Annotated in this window: 21 protein-coding genes; 8 read left to right on the top strand and 13 right to left on the bottom strand. The window is 70.0% G+C overall.

Annotated features, from left to right (window positions below):
- The first annotated feature begins 43 nt into the window (after positions 1–43).
- Positions 44–964, top strand: a complete 921-nt coding sequence (locus HIR79_RS01445; protein WP_169956239.1) for a hydrogen peroxide-inducible genes activator — start codon at positions 44–46, stop codon at positions 962–964.
- Positions 961–3042 carry an ATP-dependent DNA helicase RecG gene (gene recG / locus HIR79_RS01440; protein ID WP_110069430.1) on the top strand — a complete coding sequence of 694 codons (2082 nt, stop codon included), beginning with the start codon at positions 961–963 and terminating at the stop codon, positions 3040–3042. The genes HIR79_RS01445 and recG overlap by 4 nt, the downstream gene beginning before the upstream one ends.
- Before the next feature lie 54 nt (positions 3043–3096).
- Here recG and HIR79_RS01435 read toward each other — a convergent pair whose 3' ends face one another.
- The 3 genes from HIR79_RS01435 to HIR79_RS01425 form a co-directional block, all read right to left on the bottom strand.
- Positions 3097–3453 carry a hypothetical protein gene (locus tag HIR79_RS01435; RefSeq protein WP_110069429.1) on the bottom strand — a complete coding sequence of 119 codons (357 nt, stop codon included), beginning with the start codon at positions 3451–3453 and terminating at the stop codon, positions 3097–3099.
- An 85-nt stretch (positions 3454–3538) separates the two neighbouring features.
- Positions 3539–3814, bottom strand: a complete 276-nt coding sequence (locus HIR79_RS01430) for an HU family DNA-binding protein (RefSeq protein ID WP_110069428.1) — start codon at positions 3812–3814, stop codon at positions 3539–3541.
- Positions 3815–3879: 65 nt separating this feature from the next.
- Complete coding sequence (locus HIR79_RS01425) at positions 3880–5040, bottom strand: FAD-dependent oxidoreductase (protein ID WP_169956238.1); 1161 nt, start codon at positions 5038–5040, stop codon at positions 3880–3882.
- A gap of 84 nt (positions 5041–5124) precedes the next feature.
- On the opposite strand from HIR79_RS01425, the gene HIR79_RS01420 reads away from it, so the two are divergent.
- The 4 genes from HIR79_RS01420 to phoR all read left to right on the top strand — a co-directional run bounded on the left by HIR79_RS01420 (position 5125) and on the right by phoR (position 8819).
- Positions 5125–5664 (top strand): chorismate--pyruvate lyase family protein, encoded by a 540-nt coding sequence (locus tag HIR79_RS01420; protein ID WP_375153268.1) that lies wholly within the window; start codon positions 5125–5127, stop codon positions 5662–5664.
- Between the two features lie 187 nt (positions 5665–5851).
- A complete protein-coding gene (ubiA, locus tag HIR79_RS01415) occupies positions 5852–6745 on the top strand; it encodes a 4-hydroxybenzoate octaprenyltransferase (protein WP_169956237.1) in 894 nt (297 codons plus the stop codon).
- Between the two features lie 81 nt (positions 6746–6826).
- A complete protein-coding gene (phoB, locus tag HIR79_RS01410; RefSeq protein WP_110069425.1) occupies positions 6827–7516 on the top strand; it encodes a phosphate regulon transcriptional regulator PhoB in 690 nt (229 codons plus the stop codon).
- Position 7517: 1 nt separating this feature from the next.
- Positions 7518–8819 (top strand): phosphate regulon sensor histidine kinase PhoR, encoded by a 1302-nt coding sequence (gene phoR / locus HIR79_RS01405; RefSeq protein ID WP_169956236.1) that lies wholly within the window; start codon positions 7518–7520, stop codon positions 8817–8819.
- Positions 8820–8846: 27 nt separating this feature from the next.
- Here the strand turns inward: phoR and cysZ are convergent, their stop codons facing one another.
- The 6 genes from cysZ to HIR79_RS01375 all read right to left on the bottom strand — a co-directional run bounded on the left by cysZ (position 8847) and on the right by HIR79_RS01375 (position 15000).
- Positions 8847–9578 carry a sulfate transporter CysZ gene (cysZ, locus tag HIR79_RS01400; protein ID WP_169956235.1) on the bottom strand — a complete coding sequence of 244 codons (732 nt, stop codon included), beginning with the start codon at positions 9576–9578 and terminating at the stop codon, positions 8847–8849.
- 80 nt (positions 9579–9658) lie between these two features.
- Complete coding sequence (phoU, locus tag HIR79_RS01395; protein ID WP_169956233.1) at positions 9659–10387, bottom strand: phosphate signaling complex protein PhoU; 729 nt, start codon at positions 10385–10387, stop codon at positions 9659–9661.
- Positions 10388–10410: 23 nt separating this feature from the next.
- Positions 10411–11226 (bottom strand): phosphate ABC transporter ATP-binding protein PstB, encoded by an 816-nt coding sequence (gene pstB, locus HIR79_RS01390; RefSeq protein WP_169956231.1) that lies wholly within the window; start codon positions 11224–11226, stop codon positions 10411–10413.
- Between the two features lie 28 nt (positions 11227–11254).
- Positions 11255–12790, bottom strand: a complete 1536-nt coding sequence (pstA, locus tag HIR79_RS01385; RefSeq protein WP_169956229.1) for a phosphate ABC transporter permease PstA — start codon at positions 12788–12790, stop codon at positions 11255–11257.
- On the bottom strand, positions 12787–13974 hold the full coding sequence (locus tag HIR79_RS01380; protein ID WP_169956227.1) for an ABC transporter permease subunit: 1188 nt from the start codon (positions 13972–13974) through the stop codon (positions 12787–12789). The genes pstA and HIR79_RS01380 overlap by 4 nt, the downstream gene beginning before the upstream one ends.
- 75 nt (positions 13975–14049) lie before the next feature.
- Entirely contained in the window at positions 14050–15000 is a 951-nt protein-coding gene (locus HIR79_RS01375; RefSeq protein WP_240407658.1) for a PstS family phosphate ABC transporter substrate-binding protein, read from the bottom strand.
- Positions 15001–15143: 143 nt separating this feature from the next.
- Between HIR79_RS01375 and HIR79_RS01370 the strand changes: the two genes are divergently transcribed.
- The gene (locus HIR79_RS01370; protein WP_119022260.1) at positions 15144–15545 is read left to right on the top strand and encodes an acyl-CoA thioesterase; all 402 of its coding nucleotides are present in this window, start codon (positions 15144–15146) and stop codon (positions 15543–15545) included.
- Between the two features lie 80 nt (positions 15546–15625).
- Here the strand turns inward: HIR79_RS01370 and HIR79_RS01365 are convergent, their stop codons facing one another.
- From HIR79_RS01365 to hexR, 3 genes are all read right to left on the bottom strand, one after another.
- Complete coding sequence (locus tag HIR79_RS01365; protein WP_119022261.1) at positions 15626–16717, bottom strand: TRAP transporter substrate-binding protein; 1092 nt, start codon at positions 16715–16717, stop codon at positions 15626–15628.
- Between the two features lie 134 nt (positions 16718–16851).
- Entirely contained in the window at positions 16852–19053 is a 2202-nt protein-coding gene (gene uvrD / locus HIR79_RS01360; protein ID WP_110069416.1) for a DNA helicase II, read from the bottom strand.
- Between the two features lie 92 nt (positions 19054–19145).
- Entirely contained in the window at positions 19146–20003 is an 858-nt protein-coding gene (gene hexR, locus HIR79_RS01355; RefSeq protein WP_110069415.1) for a transcriptional regulator HexR, read from the bottom strand.
- A gap of 248 nt (positions 20004–20251) precedes the next feature.
- On the opposite strand from hexR, the gene HIR79_RS01350 reads away from it, so the two are divergent.
- Positions 20252–20461 (top strand): PA3496 family putative envelope integrity protein, encoded by a 210-nt coding sequence (locus tag HIR79_RS01350; protein ID WP_110069414.1) that lies wholly within the window; start codon positions 20252–20254, stop codon positions 20459–20461.
- A gap of 92 nt (positions 20462–20553) precedes the next feature.
- Here the strand turns inward: HIR79_RS01350 and HIR79_RS01345 are convergent, their stop codons facing one another.
- On the bottom strand, positions 20554–21897 hold the full coding sequence (locus HIR79_RS01345; protein ID WP_169956225.1) for a sodium-dependent transporter: 1344 nt from the start codon (positions 21895–21897) through the stop codon (positions 20554–20556).
- Positions 21898–22197: the final 300 nt, after the last annotated feature.

Below are 22197 nucleotides of genomic sequence, written 5' to 3'. Positions count from 1 at the left end.
GTCCCTATTGGAATTTCAAGAGGATGCCTGCAAGGCAACCACGATGACTCTAACAGAACTCCGCTACATCGTGACACTCGCCCAGGAGCGCCACTTCGGACGCGCCGCCGAGCGCTGCTTCGTTTCCCAGCCGACCCTCTCCGTGGCGGTGAAGAAGCTCGAGGAGGAGCTGGGCGTGGCCCTCTTCGAGCGCTCCAAGTCCACCGTCCAGGTGACGCCGCTGGGCGAGAAGATCGTCGAGCAGGCCCAGCGGGTGCTGGAGCAGACCAGCGTGATCAAGGAGCTGGCCAACGCCGGCAAGGACCAGCTGGCAAGCCCGCTGCGGCTAGGCGCCATCTACACCATCGGACCCTACCTGTTCCCGCACCTGGTGCCCGAGCTGCGCCGCGGCGCCCCGCAGATGCCGCTCTACATCGAGGAGGGCTTCACCGGCAACCTGCGCCGCAAGCTGAGAAGCGGCGAGCTGGACGCCATCATCGTGGCGCTGCCCTTCACCGAGACCGACGTGCTGACCAAGGCGCTCTACGAGGAGGAGTTCGAGGTGCTGATGCCGGCGGACCACCCCTGGGCCGAGCGCGAGGTCATCCACAAGGAGGAGCTGCTCAAGGAGCGGCTGCTGCTGCTCGGCGAGGGGCACTGCTTCCGCGACCAGATCCTCGAGGCCTGCCCGGCCATCAGCCAGAAGCTCGCCAGCCCCAACAACACCCTCACCGCCGAGGGGGGGTCGCTGGAGACCATCCGCCACATGGTGGCCTCCAAGCTGGGCATCACCGTGCTGCCCCGCTCGGCCATCGGCACCGTCCACTACGAGAGCGGCCTGCTGGTCAGCCGCCCCTTCGCTCCCCCCGCACCCTCGCGCACCGTGGCCATCGCCTGGCGGGCCAGCTTCCCGCGGCCCAAGGCGATCGACGCCGTGACCGAGGCCATCGCCCGCTGCCGCGAGGCCGACCCCATGCCGGCATGAATGCACTCGACGCGCCGGTCACATCGCTCAAGGGGGTTGGCGAGGCGCTGGCCCTGAAGCTGGCCCGGCTGCGCCTCGAGAGCGTGGCCGACCTGCTCTTCCACCTGCCGCTGCGCTACCAGGACCGCACCCGCATCACCCCCATCGGCACCCTGCGCGCCGGCCACGAGGCGGTGGTGGAGGGCGAGGTGGTCGCCGCCGAGGTGGTGCGCGGGCGCCGCCGCAGCCTGCTGGTGCGGCTGCGCGACGGCTCGGGACTGCTCAGCCTGCGCTTCTTCCACTTCTCGCCGGCCCAGCAGCAGCAGTTCCAGCCCGGCAGCTGGCTGCGCTGCTTCGGCGAGGCCCGCGCCGGGGCCACCGGCCTCGAGCTCTACCACCCCGAGTATCGCCTGCTCAAGGCCGACGCTCCGCCGGTGGAGGATCATCTCACCCCCATCTACCCCGCTACCGAGGGGCTCCACCAGACCCGCCTGCGGGCGCTGATCGAGCAGGCCCTGGCCCTGCTCGAGGCCCATCCCGAGGCGCTGCCGGACTGGATCACCGAGGACCTGCGCGCCCGCTTCCGCCTGCCCGAGCTGCACCACTGCCTGCACGTGCTGCACCAGCCGACGCCGGAGGTGGATGCCGAGGCCCTGGCCAGCGGCCGCCACCCCGCCAGCCGCCGCCTGGCCCTGGAGGAGCTGCTGGCCCACCGCCTGAGCCTGCAGGCGGTGCGCCTGCGCATCCAGGAGGATGGCGCCCCGGCGCTGCCCTCCGGGCGCGGCCTGCAGGCGCGCTTCCTGACCCAGCTGCCCTTCTCGCTGACCGGCGCCCAGCGCCGGGTGCTCGACGAGATCGGCGCTGACCTGGCCCGGGAGGTGCCCATGCTGCGCCTGGTGCAGGGCGACGTGGGCTCCGGCAAGACGGTGGTGGCCGCCATGGCCGCGCTCTCCGCCATCGCCGGCGACTGCCAGGCGGCGATGATGGCGCCCACCGAGATCCTCGCCGAGCAGCACTACCGTGCCTTCCGGGCCTGGTTCGAACCGCTGGGCATCGAGGTGGCCTGGCTCTCCGGCAAGCTCAAGGGCAAGGCGCGCCTGGACACCAAGGCGGCCATCCAGGACGGCCGCGCGCGCATGGTGGTGGGCACCCATGCCCTCTTCCAGGGCGACGTGCACTTCCAGCGCCTGGGCCTGGCCATCGTCGACGAGCAGCATCGCTTCGGGGTGCACCAGCGCCTGGCCCTGCGCGAGAAGGGCGAGGCCGGGGGCCTGACGCCCCACCAGCTGGTGATGACCGCGACCCCCATTCCCCGCACCCTGGCGATGAGCGCCTACGCCGACCTCGACGTCTCGATCATCGACGAGCTGCCCCCCGGGCGCACCCCGGTGAAGACGGTGGCGATGCCCGACGAGCGGCGCCCCGAGGTGGTGGCACGCATCCGCCACGCCTGCGCCGAGGGGCGACAGGCCTACTGGGTCTGCACCCTGATCGAGGAGTCCGAGGTGCTGGAGTGCCAGGCCGCCGAGGCGACCCGGGACGAGCTCACCGAGGCCCTGCCGGAACTGGCCATCGGCCTGGTGCACGGGCGCATGAAGGCCGCCGAGAAGGCCACGGTGATGGACGCCTTCAAGGCCGGCGAGCTGGACCTGCTGGTGGCCACCACGGTGATCGAGGTGGGGGTCGACGTGCCCAACGCCAGCCTGATGATCATCGAGAACCCCGAGCGGCTTGGGCTCTCCCAGCTGCACCAGCTGCGCGGCCGGGTGGGGCGCGGCTCCACCGCGAGCTTCTGCGTGCTGCTCTATCACCCGCCGCTCTCCGCCCACTCCAAGGAGCGCCTGGCGGTGATGCGCGAGACCAACGACGGCTTTCGCATCGCCGAGAAGGACCTCGAGCTGCGCGGCCCCGGCGAGGTGCTGGGCACCCGCCAGACGGGCCTGGCCCAGATGAAGATCGCCGACCTGGAGCGCGACGCCGACCTGCTGGAGCGCGTCGCTCCGCTGGCCGAGGCGCTGCTGGCCATCCACCCGGAGGCGAGCCGGCCGCTGGTCAGGCGCTGGCTGGGCGAGGAGGCGGGCCGCTACGGGCAGGTGTAACCCTCACGACCCAGGAGCCGGGCAGCGAGGCGAGGGTGAGAGGTCAGAGGTGGATCAGAGGTGCCGGAGGAGCTTCTGGAGCTTCTGCAGATCGGCGGAATCACCGACCAGACGCACGGTGCCTGCCATCATGCCATCGAGGAAGGCCTGCTGGGTGGGTTTCCTGAGCACCTGGAGCGCGGTGGCCTCGTCCTCGAAGCGCAGCTCCAGGTCGAGGTCCACCGGCAGGCCGCGCCCGGACTGGATACCGCGGGGGGTCATCCGGTAGTGGCGGGCGATGGCGAGGTCTTCGGTGGCGATGCCCCAATCGAGGCCGCGCATCTCGGTCAGCAGCTCGCGGAAGCGGGCCTTGCGGCGCAGGGCGCGCTTGAGCAGGAAGGCCAGCAGCCAGAGCATCAGTCGCAGCTTCATTTCGATCTCGCCACCGAATCCGAATCCATGGAGGGGAAGGCCGCCGCGGCCCACCGCAGCGGGCCGCCTGGCGCCTTGCTGTGTCTTACTTGGCCACCGCGTCCTTGAGGCCCTTGCCCGGCTTGAAGGCCACCGTCTTGCTGGCCGGGATGGTCAGCGGCTGGCCGGTCTGGGGGTTCTTGCCGGTGCGCGCCGCACGCTCACGCACGGTGAAGGTGCCGAAGCCGATCAGCGACACATCCTGTCCCTGGGCCACGCTACCGGTGATCTCGTCGAGGATCACGTTGAGCACCTGGCTCGCCTTGTCCTTGGAAAGATCGGCACGCTCGGCAATCGCCGCGGCGAGTTCTGGCTTACGCATACTGCCCTCCTGGTATTGGCATACTCCCCGGGCGCCTGTCGCCGGGGTCTTGTTCTGTCGAAGATCTAGCCTAGCAACGGCGGCGCAACCCGCGCCAGTTCAACTTTCCGACGGACACAGGCCCCTGTCAACGCAAATCCGATCAAACGACCGTCTTCCGATTCCGCCAGGGCGGTGAAATCCCCCGCCTCCCCCTCGATGCGCCAGCGCGCCGGCGGGCGGGTCGGCGGCAGGGCCACCACCGGCAGCAGCGGCGTCTTGACCACCACCGGCCAGGGGCCGTAGGCGACCGGGGTGGGCGTGCCGGTCAGGGTCCTCGCCAGCGCCTTGGCGCTCGCCTGCAGGGGCTGCACGTACATGGCATTCACCCCGTCGACGCAGGCCACGTCGCCCAGGGCGTGGATGCCGGGCACCGAGGTGGCCAGGCAGCGGTCGGTGTGGATGCCGGCGGCGCTGACCGCGAGGCCCGCCGCCTCGGCCAGGGCGGTGCGGGGCCTGAGGCCGGTAGCCACCAGCACCAGGTCAGCCACCAGGCGGCTGCCGTCGTCCAGGCTGACCCCCACGGCCGCCCCGACCTCCGCCAGGCCCGTCAGGCCGGTGCCCAGCGCCAGTACCATGCCGGCCTCCTCGAAGGCCTCCCCCAGGGCCCGCCCGAGGGGCACCGGCAGCAGCCGCGGCAGGGGCGCGGCCTCGGGGGCCACCAGGCTCACCTCGTGGCCGCCCGCCAGCAGGTCGTTGGCGAACTCGCAGCCCACCAGCCCGGCACCGATGATCGCCACCCGCGCCGGCCGACCCAGCGCCTCGAGCGCCCCGTGGAAGACCCGATAGTCGTCCAGATCGTTGACGCTGAAGACCCGCCCGGCCACGGCCTCGGGCACCGTAAAGGGCACGGCCGGCGCCGCCCCGGTGGCCAGCACCAGCTCGCCCCAGGGCAGCCGCTCGGCGCCGATCCGCAGGGTGCGCGCTGCCGTATCGATGGCCTCGACCCGGGTATGGGTGCGCACCACCGCATTCAGCTCCTCGGCGACCCGCAGGGCGCTGCGCGCTGCCAGGCGATCCGGCGGCAGTCGCTTGGCGAAGCCGGTGGAGAGCAGCGGCTTGGCGTAGTCATCGCCGCCGTCAGCGGTGATCAGGGTCACGGGGCGTTCGGCGTCCAGGGCCCGCAGCTGGCGGAGCAGGCCGATGCCGGCCATGCCGGAGCCGATGATGGTCAGGGGAGCGCTCATGGGCCTCCTCGCTCAGGGGTGGGGATGGCACCGCATGTTACACTAGCCGCCCCTGAAGCGACGCGGAGCCCGACGGTGTCCGACCTGCCACCTGCCGACATCTGCGCCCTGGCGCACTGGATCCCCCTGGCCGCCTCCCGGCCGGCCATGAGCCCCGCCTGGCACCGCTGGGTCGGCTCCCGGGACTCCCTGACCCTGCGCCTCACCGAGGCCGGTGCCCCGCGCCCCTTCCGCGTCCGGCTGCTCGACCAGCGCCTCGGCACGCCCCGCCGCGACGAGGCCAGGGCGCTGGGCATCGCCCCCGGCCAGCGCGCCTGGCTGCGCGAGGTGGCGCTCTGCCTGGGGGAGCACCCCTGGGTGGTGGCGCGCTCGGTGGCGCCGCTCTCGGGCCTGCCGGAACACGAGTTGGCCCACCTGGGCGAGCGCTCGCTGGGCTCCTGGCTGTTCCGCCAGCCGGGCCTCGAGCGCGGCGAGATCGAGGTGACCTCCGCCCCCGCCGGCTTCCACGCCGCCACGGGGCCCTGGGGGCGCCGCTCGGTGTTTCGCCGCGGCGACTTCCGGGTGCTGGTGCAGGAGTGGTTCCTGGATGCCATGGCGGATGACCTCGGTCTCCCTTCGCGCTAGGCTCTGGGCCAGTCTCCGATGCCGACGGGCGGGGCGCCGGGGACAAGCCGAAGAGGAGGTCCTACGCCAGGGATGGCGTCGGTAGCGTACAAGGAAGTATTCACAGCGCCTCCTCGCAGGCTTGTCGCCGGAACAGTCCCGCCGCTTAACACCGTCTGCCAATAAAGAACATTCTTACGAGGTAGAGATGGACCGTTCCCTGATGCGCCCCACGGGCCTCGCCCGGGTGCCCGACTTCCTGCAGCTGATGCGCCTGAACCGCCCCATCGGCACCTGGCTGCTGATGTGGCCCACCCTGTGGGCGCTGTGGGTGGCCGCCGAGGGCACCCCCGGCCGCCGCGTGCTGCTGATCTTCATCGCCGGGGTCTACCTGATGCGCGCTGCCGGCTGCGTGGTCAACGACTACGCCGACCGCCACTTCGACGGCCACGTCAAGCGCACCCGGCTGCGCCCCCTGGCCACCGGGCGGATCAGCGAGGGCGAGGCCCAGGCGCTGTTCCTGATCCTGGTGATGGCCGCCTTCGTGCTGGTGCTCTTCACCAACCTCTTCACCGTGATGCTCTCCTTGGTGGGGGTGGCGCTGGCCTTCATCTACCCCTTCATGAAGCGCTACACCCACCTGCCCCAGCTCTTCCTGGGCGCCGCCTTCTCCTGGGCCATCCCCATGGCCTTCGGCGCGGTGCTGGGCCATGTGCCCTTCGAGGCCTGGCTGCTGTTCGCCGCCAACGTCGCCTGGACCGTGGCCTACGATACCCAGTACGCCATGGTCGACCGCGACGACGACCTCAAGATCGGCATCAAGTCCACCGCCGTGCTCTTCGGCCGCGCCGACCGGCTGATGATCGGCCTGCTGCAGGGCCTGACCCTGCTGCTGCTGGCCTGGGCGGGGCTGCGTCTGGGCTTCGGCGGCTTCTTCTGGCTGGGCCTGGCCGGCATGGCGGCCACCTTCGTGTACCAGCAGTTCCTGATCCGCGAGCGCGAGCGCGATCCCTGCTTCCAGGCCTTCCTCAACAACCACTGGTCGGGCCTGCTGGTGTTCGCCGGCATCGCCCTCAGCCTGTGGCCGGCCGCCGGCGCATGACAGGCGGGCGGTCCTGTCACGCGAGTGTCATACTGGCATGGTGAGATCGTCATCGATCCGTCACTGTGCCGAGGCTTCCGGATGACCGCCAAGACCGTTCTGATCGTCGATGATGAGGCGCCGATCCGCGAGATGATCGCGGTGGCGCTGGAGATGGCCGACTACCGCGTGCTCGAGGCGGACAACGCCCAGGCCGCCCATGCCATGGTGGTCGACCACCAGCCCGACCTGGTGCTGCTGGACTGGATGATGCCCGGCACCAGCGGCATCGAGCTGGCCCGCCGCCTCAAGCGCGAGCCGACCACCGCCGAACTGCCGATCATCATGCTCACCGCCAAGGGCGAGGAGGACAACAAGATCCAGGGGCTGGAGGCCGGCGCCGACGACTACATCACCAAGCCCTTCTCTCCCCGCGAGCTGGTGGCCCGCCTCAAGGCGGTGCTGCGTCGCGCCACGCCCCAGGGCGTCGAGGAGGCCGTGGAGGTCGACGGCCTGCTGCTCGATCCGGTGAGCCACCGGGTCAGCGCCAGCGGCAGGCCCGTGGAGATGGGCCCCACCGAGTATCGCCTGCTGCAGTTCTTCATGACCCACCAGGAGCGCGCCTACACCCGCAGCCAGCTGCTGGACCAGGTGTGGGGCGGCAACGTCTACGTGGAGGAGCGCACCGTGGACGTGCATATCCGCCGCCTGCGCAAGGCGCTGGGCGAGCGCCACCAGCACCTGGTGCAGACGGTGCGCGGCACCGGCTACCGGTTCTCCGCCAAGGGCTGACGTGGGCCTCTGGAGGCGGGAGCTATGGCGACTTCTGCTGCTGGCCGGCATCGGCCTGCTGGTGGGATGGCTGCTGTCCCATGCCTGGGCGGGCCTGGCCCTCGGCCTCGCGGCCTGCCTGGGCTTTCATCTGCGCCAGCTCTACCGCCTCCACCGCTGGCTGACCCTCACCCCCCAGGCCGAGCCTCCCGCCACCACGGGCGTGTGGGGCGAGCTGTTCGACCGTCTCTACCGCTACCAGAAGGGGCAGCGCCACACCCAGGAGCGGCTGCTCGGGATCATCAAGCGCATCCAGGAGTCCTCCGAGGCGATGCGCGACAGCGTGGTAATGCTCGACCGCCACGGCGACATGGAGTGGTGGAACAGCGCCGCCGAGCGCATGCTGGGGCTCAACGCCGCCCATGACCGCGGCCACCACATCACCAACCTGCTGCGCGATCCGCGCTTCATCGACTACTTTCATGCCCGCGACTACCGCGAGCCGCTGACGCTGCCCTCGCCCATCGACGAGCAGATGGTGCTGCAGTTCCAGATCACCCTCTACGGCGATGACGAGCGGCTGCTGATGGCCCGCGACATCACCCGCCTGCACCGCCTGGAGGAGATGCGCCGCGACTTCGTGGCCAATGTCTCCCACGAGCTGCGCACCCCACTCACCGTGCTGGCCGGCTACCTGGAGACCTACGCCACCTACGCCGACCAGCTGCCGCCGCGCTTCGCCCGGGGGCTGCCCAGTATGCAGGAGCAGACCAGCCGCATGCAGAACCTGGTCAGCGACCTGCTGCTGCTGTCGCGCCTTGAGATCGACCGCGGCGGCGAGGACCACACCCCGCTGGGCATGGACGCCCTGCTGGGCAGCGTGCAGCGCGACGCGACGGCCCTCTCCGCCGGCCGCCACACCGTCGAGGTGGAGCTGGTGGAACCCAGGTCACTGCTCGGCAGCGAGCAGGAGATCCACAGCGCCCTCTCCAACCTGGCCTTCAACGCGGTGCGCTACACCCCCGAGGGCAGCCGCATCGTGCTGCGCTGGCGGCCCCACGGCGACGGCGCCTGCCTGGAGGTGGAGGACAACGGCGAGGGCATCGATCCGGTGCACCTGCCGCGGCTGACCGAGCGCTTCTACCGGGTCGACAAGGGGCGCAGCGCCGCCACCGGCGGCACCGGGCTGGGCCTGGCCATCGTCAAGCACGTGCTGCTGCGCCACGAGGCGCGCCTGGAGATCGACTCCTATCCCGGCCAGGGGGCCCGCTTCCGCTGCTGCTTCCCGGCCTCCCGCCTGGTCGCTCCACCCCGGGAGGCCTGACGGCCGGGCGACCCCGCGGGGCAGGGGTCAGCGCAGCCCGGGCTGCCCCAGGTCCCGGTAGTGGTCGACCCACATCAGCACCGCCCCGGAGACCGCCCCGGGCAGCAGGAAGAGGTTGGCCAGCGGGATCCAGGTCACCAGGGTCACGCAGCCGCCGTAGGTGAGGCTCGACCACCAGCGCGCGGCCAGCCGCCGCCGCATGTCGGCGAAGCTCACCTTGTTGTTGTCCATGGGGTAGTCCAGGTAGGCGATCGCCATCACCCAGGCCGAGAAGAGCGCCCAGAGCAGCGGGGCGGCGAGGTTCACGCCGGGAACCCAGCTGATCAGCAGGAGCAGCAGGGCCCGCGGCGCGATGTAGGCCAGCTTGACCAGTTCCCGCCCCAGGGCATCCACGGCGGTCTTCGCCAGGCCGCGGTCGTCCAGCGGCGGCCGGCCGGTGGCCACCCGCTCCACCTTCGCCGCCAGGAAGCCATAGAAGGGGGCCGCGATCAGGTGGGTCACCAGGGTGAAGGTGAAGAAGACGATCACCACCAGGCTGATCACGAACAGCGGCCAGATCAGCCACTCCAGCCAGGCCAGCCACCCCGGCACCTGCGCCATCCAGCCCTCCAGCCAGCCGCCGAAGTTGGCCAGCACGTAGCGCAGCATGGCGGCGTAGACCAGCAGGTTGATGACAATGGGCACGAAGACATAGCGGCGCAGGCCGCGGGAGTAGGCCAGGCGGGTCCCCCGGGCCAGGGCGGTCACGGCATCGAGCATGGTGATTCCTTCATGGGAAGCGACGCAGGCCACCGCCGGAGCGGTGGCCTGCGTCATTGACGGCCAATCGCGAGTCGCGGTCAACCCTTGCGGGTAATCGCCTGCTCGTCGAGGTCGTCGGGGTCGGTGTGGCGGATATCCAGCCCCTTGACCAGGTAGACCACGTACTCCGCCAGGTTGTTGGCGTGGTCGCCGATGCGCTCCAGGGAGCGCAGGATCCACATCAGGTTGAGGACCGGCGTGATCGAGCGGGCGTCCTCCATCATGAAGGTGATCAGGGAACGCATGGCCGCCTGGTACTCGTTGTCGACTTCCTCGTCTTCATGCACCAGCTTGAGGGCCAGCTCGGTATCGAAGCGGGCGAAGGAGGTCAGGGCGTCGCGCACCATGCGCCGCACATGCTCGCTGATCATGCGCACCTCGACGAAGCCGCGGCTGCCGTTATCGGCGGCGATCAGGTCGATGGCGTTGCGGGCGATCTTGCTCGCCTCGTCGCCGATGCGCTCCAGATCGGAGGCGGCGCGGATCACCGCCAGCACCAGGCGCAGGTCCGAGGCCGCCGGCTGGCGGCGCGCCAGCACCTGGGTGCACTCCTCGTCGATCTTGATCTGCATGTCGTTGACCGCGCGATCGTTCTCCACCACCCGGCGGGCCAGGTCGGAGTCCCCCTCGAGCAGTGCGGCCACCGCCTCCTGGATCTGCTTCTCCACCAGGCCGCCCATGGCCATCAGGTGGGTCTTGAGCTCCTCGAGCTCCTGGTTGAACTGCCGCGAGATGTGGCGGCTGTGGATATCGCTGGTGATGTCCATGGGACTCTCCTTGGGGCCGGCCGTCAGGCCATGCGCCCGGTGATGTAGTTCTCGGTGCGCACGAGGCGCGGATTGGTGAAGAGCCTGTCGGTGGGGCCGTACTCCACCAGCTCGCCCTCCTGCAGGAAGGCGGTGTAGTCGGAGACCCGCGCCGCCTGCTGCATGTTGTGGGTGACCAGCACCAGGGTCAGCTGCGACTTAAGGTTGCGGATCAGCTCCTCGATCTTCAGCGTCGAGATCGGATCCAGCGCCGAGGCCGGCTCGTCGAGCAGCAGCACCTCGGGGCGCACCGCCAGGGTGCGGGCGATCACCAGGCGCTGCTGCTGGCCGCCGGAGAGCGCCCAGGCCGAACTCCTCAGGCGATCCTTCACCTCATCCCACAGCGCCGCCGATTGCAGCGCCCACTCGACGATGTCGTCCAGCTGGCGTTTGCGGATCCCCCCCTGCAGCCGCAGCCCGAAGGCCACGTTGTCGTAGATCGACATCGGGAAGGGGTTGGGCGCCTGGAAGACCATCCCCACCCGCCGGCGCAGCTCCGCCACCTCCACCTCGGGGGCATGAATATCCTGCCCCTCGAGGCGAATCGTCCCGCTCAGGTGCACCTCGTCGTTGAGGTCATGCAGCCTGTTCAGGGCCCGCAGCAGCGTCGACTTCCCGCACCCCGAGGGCCCGATGAAGGCGGTGACCCGCTGGCGCGGCACGCGCAGCGAGAGCTCGCGCAGCGCCGGCGTCTCCCCGTAGGCCAGGCTCAGCCCCTCGATCTCCAGGCAGCAGGCGGCCGGGTCGAAGTCGATGATCGGGCCGCCGGCAGCGGACCGTGACGACGGGAAGACGGACATCGGGTTCCTCACTCCTCGGGCGCTGCCGCTAGCGGCGCGGCAGGGCCCCGTGACGCGCTCTCAGATGATGGCGCAGGAATATTGCAGTCAGGTTAAGCACCAGGATCACCAGCACCAGCAGCAGCGCGGTGGCGTAGACCAGCGGCAGCGCCGCCTGGACATCGCCGCCGTGGAAGGCCACGTCGTAGATGTGGTAGCCCAGATGCATGAACTTCCGCTCAAGATGCAGGAAGGGGAAGTCACCGTCCACCGGCACCTGGGGCGCCAGCTTGGCGACCCCCACCAGCATCAGCGGCGCCACCTCGCCGGCGGCCCGGGCCACGGCCAGGATCACCCCGGTGAGCATGGCCGGGGCGGTCATCGGCAGGATCACCCGGGTCAGCATCTCCACCCGGGTGGCGCCCAGCGCCAGGGCGCCTTCGCGCTGATGGTCCGGCACCCGCGCCAGCCCCTCCTCGGTGGCCACGATCACCACCGGCAGGGTCAGCAGCGCCAGGGTCAGCGAGGCCCACAGCAGGCCGCCGGTGCCGAAGGTGGGCGAGGGCAGCTGATCGGCGAAGAACCACTCGTCCAGGGTGCCGCCGATGCCGTAGACGAAGACCCCAAGCCCGAACACCCCATAGACGATGGAGGGCACCCCGGCCAGGTTGCGCACCGCGATGCGCACCAGCCGGGTGAAGCGCCCCTGATGGGCGACCTCGTTGAGGTAGATGGCCGCCAGCACGCCGAAGGGGGTCACCACCACCGACATCAGCAGCACCATCAGCACGGTACCGAAGATCGCCGGCCACACCCCGCCGGCTGTGTTGGCGGCGCGGGGCCCCTCGGCGAGGAAGCGCCACACGCCCTGCCCCCAGGCGGCCAGCTTCTGGGGCGTCGACATGGCGTTGGGCCGCCAGGCGCGCAGCACCTGCTCCAGCGGCTGCTCGAGGCGACGCCCGTCGACGCTCTCCAGCACCAGGCGAGTCCCCCCCATGCGCGCCTGAAGCACCCGGATGCGCGCATTGGCCCGGGCCAGCTGGCTGTCGGCCTCGGGATCCCGGTCCAGCCGCCGTGCCAGGGGTACCACCTCGTCGCGCAGGCGATCACGCTCCGCCCTCAGGGCCGCGAGCTCCTGCAGGCGCACCTGCAGGGCCGCCCAGGCGGCCTCCCCCTCGACGCGCCCTGCGGCACTCTCGAGGGCCAACAGGCGCCCCTGGAAGGTGCCCCAGCGGGTACGCTCCAGCACCACCAGGTCCCGGGGGCGGCTCTCCTCGGCGATCTCGTCCACGGCCACCCAGCGCCAGATCGCGCCGTCCAGGTCGCGATTGGCCGTGCGGTAGAGGCGCTCGCGCTTCTCGCCGCCTGGCAGGCGCTCCTCGCGCACCGCCTGGCCGGCCAGCTGGCGGCCATCCTCCAGGGTCACCAGGGTGAGGGGCGACGGCCAGAAGTGCCCCATCCCCCGCACCGCCAGCAGGGTCAGGAGCCCGGCCAGCAGCAGCAGCGACAGCGCCACGCTGCCGGCGGCCAGCCACGGCCAGGGCCCCTCGCCGCGGGGCAGCCGAGCGCGCCCGGGGCCGATCATGACAGTCCCCCCAGGCGGCGGTAGCGGCGGCGCAGCCGGGCGCGCACCAGCTCCGCCAGGGTATTGACCAGGAAGGTGAACACGAACAGCGCCAGCGCCGCCAGGAACAGCAGCCGGTAGTGGACCCCGCCCGGCACCGCCTCGGGCAGCTCGATGGCGATGGTGGCGGCCAGGGAACGCATCCCCTCCAGGGGGCTCAGGGTCATCAGCGCGGTGTTGCCGCTGGCCATCAGCACGATCATGGTCTCGCCCACGGCGCGGCCGGCGCCGATCATCACCGCGCTGAACACCCCGGGGGCCGCCGCAGGCAGCACCACCTTCCACAGGCTCTGCCAGCGGGTCGCGCCCAGCGCCTGGGCGCCCTCGCCCAGGCTCGCCGGCACCCCGGAGAGTGCATCCTCGGCCAGGGCATAGATGCCGGGAATGACCGCGAAGCCCATGGCCAGGCCGACGATCAGCGCGTTGCGCGAGGCATAGCCGAGCCCGAAGTGCGCCTCCAGCCAGCCGCGCAGGTCACCGCCGAACAGCAGCGACTCGAGCCAGGGCGAGAGCCACAGCGCCAGACCCGCCAGCAGCGCCAGCCAGGGGATCAGCCACAGCCCGGCCCAGCCCTGGGGAAGCCGACGCCGCCAGGGCGCCGGCAGGCGTGTCCAGGCCAGGCCGGCGAGCAGCAGCCCCCCCGGCAGCACCGCCACCAGCGCCAGGGCGCCGGCCAGGTGGCGCTCCACCCAGGGCGCCAGTACCAGGCCGGCAACGAAGCCGACCACCACGCCGGGCATCGCCTCCATCAACTCCAGGGTCGGCTTGAGGCGGCTGCGCAGCCGCGGCGGCATGTAGAGGGCCGAGTGGATGGCCGCGCCCAGCGCCAGCGGCACGGCGAACAGCAGCGCCCAGAAGGCCGCCTTGAGGGTGCCCCAGGCCAGCGGCTGCAGGCCAAACAGGGGGGACTCCCCGGGCAGGGTGCCGGGCTGCCAGCGGGGCTGCCACAGCTCGCGCCAGCCGACGCCCGAGTCCGCCTCGAGAAACAGCGGCGCCACCTCCAGGGCCAGGAAGAGGCCGATGGCGAGCACCGCCGCCACCACGCCGATGCCGCCGGCCGTGATCAGCAGGGTCGCCAGGCGGTCCCGCAGGCGCCGCCACCACTGGTGGCGCGGCTGGGCCCTGGGCGGCAAAGGGTCGATCATGGCCGCTCCCGGTCGATCATCGGCAAGGGTGATGACAACACTTTACGACATCCTGATGACAGTTGGGTGACAGCCTCAGCGGCCTCCATGGCCCTCGAGACGGCGCCTCTGGCGCTCACGCTCGGCCGGGGTCAGGGGCACGAAGCCGAGCTCTTTCACCACCGCCTGGCCGGCGTCGGAGAGCACCAGCTCGAGGAAGGCGCGCTCGGGCCCGGGCAGGGTCGCCCCCGGCGGCCGGTTGACATAGACATAGAGGCTGCGCGAAAGCGGATAGTCGCCGCGGCTCACCATCATGGCGCTGGGCGGGTGGAGCTCGCCGCTCTCGCTGTCGCGCCGGGCAACGGCGCGCACCGCCGGCGTCAGGTGGTTGAGCCCGGCATAGCCGATGGCGCCGGGCTCCGCCGCTACCGCCGCCACCACCGCGGCCGAGCCGGGATGCTCGTTGACGTCGAGCCGAAAGCGCCCCCCGCACAGGCCGCGCAGGCGAAAGAGGTCATGGGTGCCGGAGGCCACGTTGCGGCCATGCAGCCGCACGCGCCCTTCGGGCAGGCCGCTGCCGAGCTGTGACCAGCGCTCGATGGGGGCCTCGCCACCGCAGCGCAGGGTGTCCGAAAAGAGCGCATCCAGCTCGGCCAGGGTCAGGCTCTCCAGCGGATTGTGGCGATGCACCACCACCGCCAGGGCATCCCGGGCCACCTCGAGCTCCAGCGGCGGATAGCCGTGGCGCGCCACGAAGGCCGCCCGCTCGGCCTCGCTCATGGGGCGCGACATGGGGCCCAGGCGGGTGGTACCAGCGATCAGCGCCGTGGGAGCGCTGGACGAACCGCTGGCCTGCAGCTGCAGGCGTACCGCCGGGTACTGCTCGGCCAGGGCCTCCCCCCAGTGCAGCATCAGCCCTGCCAGGGTATCGGAGCCCACGGCCCCCAGGGTACCGGCCACCTCGTCGGCATCCGCCTGGGCCAGGCCCGGCGCCCACACCAGCAGCAGCGCCAGACAGCCCATCGCCGCCCGCTGCCGCCAAGTCATCCGCCTGCCGCCGCCCCTGCGGCGCGCCACGGGGCCATGCTGGTGGGCGGCGGCGACTGCATATACCATGACCCCCGATTCAGACATCCGTATGCCTCTTGTCGCTTACGGCCACAATAACAAGCCAGGATGATGACATTTTCATGACAGACCTCGACGATATCCCCGCTCCCCGGGGCGAGCTCACCCTGAAACTGCTGGCCAGCCGTCAGGACACCAATCTGCATGGCGACATCGCCGGCGGCTGGCTGGTGGCCCACATGGACCAGGCCGCCGAGCTGGCCGCCGGTCGCGAGGCCCATGGCCGCACCGCCACCGTGGCCATCGAGGCCATGGACTTCCTCTGCCCGGTGCGCGTGGGCTCCATGGTCAACATCTACACCACCGTCTGCGAGATCGGCCACAGCTCGATCCGCATCGACGTGGAGGTGTGGATCCGCCAGCCCCAGGAGCGTGACTCCAAGGAGCTGCACAAGGTGACCGAGGCGACCTTCGTGATGGTGGCCCTGGACGACAAGGGCCGCATCCGCGCCGTGCACCAGTAGGCCATCTCTTCTCGCCGATCAGCCGCAACGCATCGGGGGCGCCAAGTGGCGCCCCCGATAGCGATTCCGCACGCGCGGTATCAGGCGCCGACGGCCTCGCGCCCCTTCAGGTAGGAGTACTCGCCGACGTCGCTGAACGGCCGTACCAGCTGCTGGAAGGCCACGTAGGAGTCGTAGACCTTCTTCGAATCCGGATCGCTGTCGACCTGGGCTTGGACCACCTCCATGGAGGCATCATAGAGCGCCTGCATGACATCCTCCGGGAAGGTGCGCAGCTGCACGCCGTGCTCGTCGACCAGGGTCTCGAGGGCCTGGGCGTTGCGGTAGGCGAACTCGCTGATCATCGCCAGGTTGGAGGCCTTGGCCGCCTCGCGCACCACCGCCTTGAGGTCGTCGGGCAGGGCGTTCCAGGCATCCAGGTTGACGGTCCCCTCGAGCACCGCGCTGGGCTCGTTCCACACCGAGGTGTAGTAGTAGTCGGCCACCTGATAGAGGCCCAGGGCCATGTCGTTGTAGGGGCCGACCCAGTCGGCGGCGTCCAGCACGCCGGTCTGCAGGGAGGTGAAGATCTCGGAGGCCGGCATGTTGACGGTGGTGACGCCGATGCGGTTCATCGCCTCCCCGGCCAGGCCCGGCAGGCGCAGGCGAATGCCCTGCATGTCCGAGAGGGAGTTGATCTCCTTCTTGAACCAGCCCGCCATCTGGGTACCGGTGTTGCCCACCGCGAAGGGCTTGAGGTTGTGCTTGGCGTAGATCTCGTCCCACAGCTCCTGGCCGCCACCGTGGTAGAGCCAGGCGTTGGTCTCGGTGGTGTTCATGCCGAAGGGCACCGCGGTGAAGAACTGGGAGGCCGCGACCTTGCCGCGCCAGTAGTAGGCGGCGGAGTGACCCATCTCGGCGGTGCCGGCGGCCACGGCATCGAAGACCTCCATGGCGGGCACCAGCTCGCCGGCACCGTGCACGCGGATGCGCATGCGCCCGCCGGAGAGCGCCTCGACGCGCTGGGCGAACTCGTTGGCTCCGGTGCCGAGCGCCGGAAAGTTGCGCGGCCAGGAGGTGACCATGTCCCAGGTGATGGTCTCCTGGGCCTTGGCGGTGGTGGCCACGAAGGGGGCGGCGGCGACGCCGGCGGCGCCGGCACCGAGGGTCTTCAGGAAGTTGCGGCGTTGCATGAGGGCATGACTCCGAAAGGCTTGTTATATCGGGCCGCGCGGCGTGATGACGCGCGGTGGTGTCCGCCAGCGAGTATGCGCCAAGGCCGAATTGGGCCACAAGACCGCGACGTTGACGTTATCGTCAACGACCCTCAGAGCGGCGTCAGCTTGGCGAAGCCCAGCACCAGCCACTTGTCGCCCTCGCCCTCGAAGCTGACATGCACCCGGGCGCGCTCGCCCTGCCCCTCGGCGTTGAGGATCACCCCCTCGCCGAACACCGGGTGGTGGACCCGCTGGCCCAGCGAGAGACTCGGCAGGTCGGCGCCGCCATTCACCTCGGTCTGGCGCAGCCCCGAGGGGCGCGAGGTGGTCACCGGCCGGCTGATCTGGCCGCGCAGGCGCACCTCCTCCAGGTACTGCTCGGGGAGCTCGCGCAGGAAGCGCGAGGCCCGCTGGAAGGTCTCCTTGCCGTGCAGGCGGCGGATCTCGGCGTGGGTCAGGTAGAGCTTCTTCATGGCGCGGGTCAGGCCCACGTAGCAGAGCCGGCGCTCCTCCTCCAGGCGCCCCGGCTCCTCCGCCGACATGCGGTGGGGGAAGAGCCCCTCCTCCACGCCGGCCATGAAGACCACCGGGAACTCCAGCCCCTTGGCGGAGTGCAGAGTCATCAGCTGGACGCTGTCCTCGAACTCGTCCGCCTCGTGCTCGCCGGCATTCAGCGCCGCCTCGGAGAGGAAGGCCTCCAGCGCCACGGCTCCCTCGCCGGCCTCGGGGGGATCGAAGGACTCGCCCTGGGTGAAGGCGCGGGCGGCGTTGACCAGCTCCTCCAGATTCTCGACCCGGGCCTGGCCCTTCTCGCCCTTCTCGCTGCGGTGGTGCTCCACCAGCCCCGAGCGCTCGATGACGTGATCGATGATCTCGTGCAGCGCCAGCCCCGCGGTCTCGTCGTCGAGCCGCTCGATCAGCTCGGCGAAGGCCTGCACGACGCTGCCGGCGCGCCCCTTGAGGGTGCCGTCGCTCACGCCGTCATGCAGCGCCTGCCACAGCGAGACGCCGCTCTCCCGGGCCCGGGTGCGCAGAAGCTCCACGGTGCGGGTGCCGATGCCCCGGGCCGGCACGTTGATCACCCGCTCCAGGGAGGCGTCGTCGTCGCGGTTGAGCAGCAGGCGCAGGTAGGCCAGGGCGTTCTTGATCTCCAGGCGCTCGTAGAAGCGGTGCCCGCCGTAGATGCGGTAGGGCACGCCCTGGCGGATCAGGGTCTCCTCGATCACCCGGGACTGGGCGTTGGAGCGGTAGAGGATGGCGATCTCGCGGCGATGGAAGCCCTCGTCGACCTTCTCGCGGATGGTGTCGACGATGAAGCGGGACTCGTCCAGGTCGTTGAAGCCCGCATAGACGGAGATGGGCTCGCCGCGGGCGCCGTCGGTCCACAGCTCCTTGCCCATGCGCTCGGTGTTGTGGCTGATCAGGGCGTTGGCGGCCTCGAGGATGGCGCTGGTGGAGCGGTAGTTCTGCTCCAGGCGCACCGTCTTCGTCTCCGGGAACTCCTGCTCGAAGCGGCGGATGTTCTCCACCCGGGCGCCGCGCCAGCCGTAGATGGACTGGTCGTCGTCGCCCACCACGGTCATCGGCGTGCGCATGCCGGTGAGCAGCTTCAGCCAGGCGTACTGCAGGGTGTTGGTGTCCTGGAACTCATCCACCAGCACGTGGGCGAAGCGCTCCTGGTAGTGGGTCAGCAGGGCGGGGTTGTCGCGCAGGAGTTCGAGGCTGCGCAGCAGGAGCTCGCCGAAGTCCACCAGGCCGCCGCGCTCGCAGGTGAGCTGGTAACGCTCGTAGAGCTCCACCATCTGCCCCAGGTAGGCGTCGCCATGGACGTCGACCTGGTGGGGGCGCAGCCCTTCCTCCTTGCAGCCCGAGATGAAGCTCTGCACCTGGCGCGGCGGGAAGCGCTCGTCATCGATCTCGTGCTCCTTGATCAGCCGCTTGATCAGGCGCAGCTGGTCATCGGAATCGATGATCTGGAAGTGCTGGGGCAGCCGGGCATCCTGCCAGTGGGTGCGCAGCAGGCGGTGGGCCGTGGAGTGGAAGGTGCCCACCCAGACGTGGCGCAGGGAGAGCCCGAGCAGCGCCTCCAGGCGGGTGCGCATCTCGCGGGCCGCCTTGTTGGTAAAGGTCACGGCGAGCACGGCATAGGGGGAGAGCCCCTCGGCCTGCATCAGCCAGGCGATGCGGTGGACCAGCACCCGGGTCTTGCCGGAGCCGGCACCGGCCAGCACCAGCATGTTGCCCTGGGGGGCACTGACCGCCTCGCGCTGGGCGGTGTTGAGGTGGTCGAGGATCGCCGTGACGTCGTCCATGGAGAGGGCATCGCTGCTCGGAAAATGGGCGATCAGCTTAGCATATTGCCCGCCTCTCCTCCTCGGCCTGCCCTCGCCGCGCCTGGTTTTGCCTAGGCCTCTTCCTCGGGGTAGCGCAGCGGAATCAAGCTTTTCTTCACCGACTTGAGCTGCTCGGCCAGCTTGGGACCGCGGGTCTTGGCCACGCCCACCGCCAGCACGTCGACCAGCACCAGGTGGGCGATGCGCGAGCTCATGGGAGTGTAGATCTCGGTGTCCTCGTGGACGTCGATATAGAGCGGCAGGGTGACCTCCTCGGCCAGCGGCGAGCCGCTGGGGCAGAGCCCGATCACCGTGGCGCCGGCCTCCCTGGCCAGGCGCACGCTGGCCACCAGCGCCCGGGTACGGCCGGTCTGGGAGATCGCCACCACCACGTCGCCCTCCTTGAGGGTCACCGCCGACATGTTCTGCATGTGCGGGTCGGCATAGGCCGCGGTGGAGATCTGCAGGCGGAAGAACTTGTGCTGGGCGTCGAAGGCCACTGCGCCGGAGGCGCCGAAGCCGTAGAACTCCACCCGGTTGGCCATGGCCAGGGCGTTGATCGCCTGGCTCAGCGCCTCGTTGTCGAGGCGGTCGCGCACCGACAGCAGGGTGCCCACGGTGGAATCGAAGATGCTCTGGGAGAATTCCGCCACCGAGTCGCTGTCGTTCATGGAGAACTGGGCGAACTGGCTGCCGGTGGCCAGCATCTGGGCCAGCTTGAGCTTGAAGTCCTGGAAGCCGTTGCAGCCCAGGGCGCGGCAGAAGCGCACCACCGTGGGCTCGCTGACCTTGGCCTCGGTGGCCAGGTCGACGATGCGCATATGGATCACTTCCTCGGGGTTGCGCAGCACGAAGCGCGCCACCTTCTGCTCGGAGCGGCGGAAGTGCTCCATGCGGCGTCTCATCTCATCGAAAAGGGCGCTGCTCACTGGAAGCTCCTCGAATGGGGGTATCGCCCCGGGCAGTGACGATACGGGTAACGGGTTTGACACAGTATGCCCAAGGAGCCGGCGTTGTGCAGCGCAAGATGTCGGTGCCGCCCCGGCCGCCAGCGGTGACCCCGTCCGAACGCTAGCGTTTACCCTGCGTTGTGGCGTAAAACCCTGATCGTCATCATTCTGTCAAGTGAGATATAGTAAGACTTGCAGTGCCGCGTAGTGTCCAAGGAGAGTCGATCATGCGCAATGTCGAACGGTTAACCTCCCTGAAGAGCGAACTCCTCGACATCTTCATGAGCATGGAAGTCGTCGAGCACGAGCAGCGCAGCCGCACCGCCGCCCAGCGCAACCTGCGGGCCCGGCGGGGCATCGAGCTCCATGAGGAGTTCAAGCAGCTGTCCCGTGACATCGCCGAGCTGCCGGAAGACGAGCTCGACGAGATGCACTGACCCCGGCCCAACGGCCAGGGCACCCCCACAACGACGCGAGCCCCGCCGGGGCGGGGCTCGCAGGGCTTTCTGCCCTCTTCGGATCGTCCCGCCTAGAGCAGGCCGGTGACGAAGACCACGATCACCCCGATGGGCGCCACATAGCGGGCCACCAGGTGCCATAGCCGCTCCGTGCCGCCGGCCAGGCCAAGCTCGCTGGCCACGCTCTGGCGCTCCAGGCACCAGGCCACGAAGAGGATCGCCCCGAGGCCGGTCAAGGGCAGCAGCACCTTGCTGGTGAAGGTATCCAGCAGGTCGAAGATGTTCAGGCCGAAGATCAGGAAGTCTCCCCAGACGTTGAACGACATCAGCGCCGCGATGCCCAGCGCCCATACCGCCACGCCGCTCGTCAGGGTCGCCGCCACACGGGAGAGCGGGGTGCGCTCCTCCACCAGCTCCACCACCGGCTCCAGCAGCGAGATCGCCGAGGTCAGCGCCGCGAAGGTGAGCAGCAGGAAGAACATCAGGCCGAGGATGGCACCGCCGGTCATGTTGCCGAAGGCCACCGGCAGGTTGACGAAGATCAGCCCGGGCCCATCGGCGGGGCTCATGCCGTTGGCGAAGACGATGGGGAAGATCGCCATGCCCGCCAGCAGCGCGATCACGGTGTCGAGGATGATCACCGTACGGGCGGTGCCGATCAGGTTGACGTCCTCGCCCAGGTAGGAGCCGTAGGCCATCATGATGCCCATGCCCAGGGAGAGGGTGAAGAAGGCCTGCCCCATGGCGGCCAGCACCACGCCCCCGGTCACCGCGCTCCAGTCGGGGCGGAACATGAAGGCCAGCGCCTCGCCGAAGTGACCGGTGGTCATGCCGTAGCCGACCAGCACGATCAGCAGCAGCACCAGCCCCGGCATCATGGTGCGCACGGCGCCCTCGAGCCCCTTGGTCACACCGCGGGCGACGATGAAGATCACCAGTGCCATGAAGGCGGTGTGCCACAGGGTCAGCATGCCCGGGCTACCCAGCAGGCTGCCGAAGAGCGCGCCGATGGCGTCGGCATCCTGGCCGGTGAAGCGGCCGGTGACGGAACCCAGGGTGTAGGAGAGCGACCAGCCGCCGATCACGCTATAGAAGGAGAGGATCAGGAAGGCGGCCAGCACGCCGCTGGCACCGACCACCGCCCAGGCCGGCAGGCGTCCGTTCCGGCGCGCGAGATCCGCCATGGCGTTGATGGGGTTCTCCTGGCCGCGCCGGCCGATCAGCCATTCGGCCACCAGGATCGGCAGGCCCACCAGGGCCACGCAGGCCAGGTAGATGAGCACGAAGGCCGCGCCCCCGCTGTCGCCCACCATGTAGGAAAACCGCCAGATGTTGCCCAGTCCCACCGCGGAGCCCGCGGCGGCGAGCACGAAGGTCATCTTCGATGACCACTGCGCATGCACGAGTTTAGACATGATTTACCCTGAGTGTACGTGTCGCCATCGGCCGGTCTGGCGCGATGACGGCTTGTGCTTGTCATTGCCACGTCCAGGACGCCATGGGTCGCACGGCGTCTTCCAGAGCATGACAGGATCCAGGCAGGATCACTGCCGTGCCGCCCGCCTCCGCCCGGCAGGTTGTTGCTCCGGGAAGGGCAGGCACCGTGCGGCCGATACCGGCAGGAATCACGCCTTTATGGGCAAGATCCGGTCAATATCCATGGGGTATGCCGCACAGGGGGATAAAACTATCCGATCAAACGCTCGATGGCCAGC

It is taken from the genome of Halomonas sp. PGE1 (assembly GCF_013000985.1).
Lineage (GTDB): Bacteria > Pseudomonadota > Gammaproteobacteria > Pseudomonadales > Halomonadaceae > Halomonas > Halomonas alkalicola.
Note: the sequence above shows the minus strand (reverse complement) of the source record. Positions and strands in the feature narration are given on the sequence as shown.